The 2,704-nt window shown below is 71.7% G+C and carries 3 protein-coding genes; all 3 read right to left on the bottom strand.

What is annotated here, in order from left to right:
* A partial coding sequence (locus Q7T15_RS11885; protein WP_304696478.1) for a Mur ligase family protein occupies positions 1-1,018 on the bottom strand: 1,018 nt, incomplete at its 3' end.
* On the bottom strand, positions 1,003-2,100 hold the full coding sequence (gene mraY / locus Q7T15_RS11880; protein ID WP_304696477.1) for a phospho-N-acetylmuramoyl-pentapeptide-transferase: 1,098 nt from the start codon (positions 2,098-2,100) through the stop codon (positions 1,003-1,005). The genes mraY and Q7T15_RS11885, both read right to left, overlap by 16 nt.
* A partial coding sequence (locus Q7T15_RS11875) for a glutamate ligase domain-containing protein (RefSeq protein WP_304696476.1) occupies positions 2,097-2,704 on the bottom strand: 608 nt, incomplete at its 5' end. The genes Q7T15_RS11875 and mraY, both read right to left, overlap by 4 nt.

The following is a 2,704-nucleotide window of genomic DNA, read 5'->3' as shown; positions in this document are numbered from 1 at the left end:
CGAGCGGCGGGGCGCCGGCGGCGCGCGCGAGCGCCGCGGCGGCGAGGGCGTTCGCGAGCCCGTGCGGGGTCGCGAGGCCCGCGAGCCTCACGTCGGCGAGCGTGCCGAGCTCGAGCGCCGAGCGGTGGCGATCGTCGAGGAAGGCCCGGTCGACGAGGATGTCGTCGACGACGCCGACGTCGCTCGGGCCGGGGGTGTCGGTGCCGAACCCGATCGCGCGCGCACCGTCGACGACGTCGGCCTCCTCGACCATCCGCACGGTGGCCTCGTCGGCGCGGTTGTAGACGCACGCGAGGAGCGTGTTCGCGTAGACCTTCGCCTTCGCGTCGCGGTAGGCCTCGGCCGAGCCGTGCCAGTCGTAGTGGTCCTCGGCGAGGTTGAGGCACGCGGAGGCGATCGGGCCGAGGGCTCCCGGCCCCTCGGTCGGCAGCTGGTGGAGCTGGAAGCTCGAGAGCTCGACGACGAGCACGTCGAACCCGGCGGGGTCGCGCACGGCGTCGAGCACGGGGACCCCGATGTTGCCGCACGGCGCGGCGCGGATGCCCGCCTCCTGCAGGATCGTCGCCGTCAGCTGCGTCGTCGTGGTCTTGCCGTTCGTCCCCGTGATGAGCACCCACTGCGCGGCGGGCGCGACCTTGTCGCGCACGCGCCAGGCGAGCTCGATGTCGCCCCACATCGGGACTCCGTACGCCTCCGCCCAGCGGACGATCGCGTGGTCGGGTCGGAAGCCCGGCGAGACGATGAGCAGCTCGGGCTCGAGGGCGGCGAGCTGCGGCAGGGCATCCGCATCGGAGCCCTCGATCTCGATCAGGTCGACGCCGATGACGGGCAGGATGCGCGCGCGCTCGCCGTCGGGGTGGCGTGCGGCGACCGTGACCTCCGCTCCGAGCTCGGCGAGGGTGTCGGCGGCGGCGAAGCCCGTGACCCCGAGGCCCAGCACGAGGACGCGGAGCCCGGACCAGTCGGCGTTCCAGCTGGTGAGCTCGTCGAGGCGGTTCACGATTACTGGCTCACCCATTCGAGGTAGAAGAGGCCCACCCCGACGGCGACGAAGAGGCCCGCGATGAGCCAGAACCGCACGACGACCGTGACCTCGGCCCAGCCCTTGAGCTCGAAGTGGTGGTGCAGCGGGCTCATGAGGAAGATGCGCTTGCCGCGCGTGAGCTTGAAGTAGACCCGCTGCACGATGACCGAGCCCGTGACGATGAGGAACAGGCCGCCGATGAGGACGAGCAGGAGCTCGGTCCGCGTGACGATCGCGAGACCGGCGATCGCGCCGCCGATGCCGAGCGAGCCCGTGTCGCCCATGAACACCTGGGCGGGCGAGGTGTTCCACCACAGGAACCCGATGAGGGCCGCGGCGATGGCCGCGGAGACGATCGCGACGTCGAGCGAGTCGGCGCGCACCTCGTAGCACTTGTACTGGAGCGCGGGGTCGATGTTGGCGTTGTAGCAGTTCTGGTTGAACTGCCAGAAGGCGATGACGATGTACGACGCGATGGCGAGGATGGCGGAGCCCGTCGCGAGGCCATCGAGGCCGTCCGCGACGTTGACGGCGTTCGACGTGCTCACGACGATGACGTTGATCCAGACGACGAAGAGCACGATGCCGATCGCGCCGAGCTTCGCGAAGTCGAGCGCCTCGATGTCGCGCACGCCGGAGATCATGGTCGAGGCGGCCGTCTCGCCGTCCTCATCGGGGTAGGAGATCGCGAGGATCGCGAAGCCCGAGGCGACGATGACCTGGCCGGCGACCTTCGCCCAGCCGGTGAGGCCGAGGCTGCGCTGATTGCGCACCTTCATGAAGTCGTCGATGAAGCCGACGAGCCCGAGGCCCACCATGAGCAGGAGCACGAGCATCGCGCTCTGCGTCGGCGCGGTCTGATCGACGAGATGGCCGAAGAAGTAGCCGAGCACCGAGCCGAGGATGACGATGATGCCGCCCATCGTGGGCGTGCCGCGCTTGGTGTGGTGCGTCTGCGGGCCGTCGTCGCGGATGAACTGGCCCCACTCGAGGCGCCGGAACAGGCGGATGAAGAGCGGCGTCAGCACGAGGGTGAACGCGAGCGAGAAGGCGCCCGACAGGAGCAGGGCTCTCATGCGGTCTCCTCCGTCAGGCGGGCGATCAGGGTGGCGAGGGGGCTGACTCCGGCGGCGGTGATGAGCACCGCGTCGCCCGGCGCGAGCCGGGCTCGGAGTTCATCGTAGGCCGCGTGGACGTCGTCGACGAGGAGCGACTCCCCGTCCCACGAGCCCTCGAGGCCCGCCGCGGTGCTCGTGTGGCGGGCGCCGTGGCCGACGACGATGAGCTGTCCGATGTCGAGGCGCACGACGAGCCGACCGAGCTGGTCGTGGTCGTCGAACCACTCCGCCTGCTCGCTCACGAGCTCGCCCACGACGGCGAACGAGCGGGCGACGCCGCGGGTGGCGTCGGCGAGCACCTTGAGGGAGCGCCGGACCTCCGTCGCGGTCGTCGCCGCCGTGTCGTCGATGATCGTGATGCCGTCGGCGGTGCGGATGCGGCGGCAGCGCCCGGGGATCTCCCCGACGCGCTCCCCCGCCCTCGCGGCCTCCTCCAGTGTCGCTCCCGCCTCGAGCGCGGCGCGGGCCGCCTCGACGGCCGCGGCGACCGCGGCGTCGCCGATCGCGTCGAGGCGCATGACCGTCGCGCCGTCCGCGCCGCGGAGGGTCACGCGCGCGCCGT

The organism is Microcella sp. (genome assembly GCF_030645145.1).
In the GTDB taxonomy this organism is placed as follows: Bacteria; Actinomycetota; Actinomycetes; order Actinomycetales; family Microbacteriaceae; genus Microcella.
Note: the sequence above shows the minus strand (reverse complement) of the source record. Positions and strands in the feature narration are given on the sequence as shown.

What these genes read in the sequence shown, in the direction of transcription:
- mraY (WP_304696477.1), bottom strand. Translation starts at nt 2,100, where the DNA reads ATGAGAGCCCTGCTCCTGTCGGGCGCCTTCTCGCTCGCGTTCACCCTC.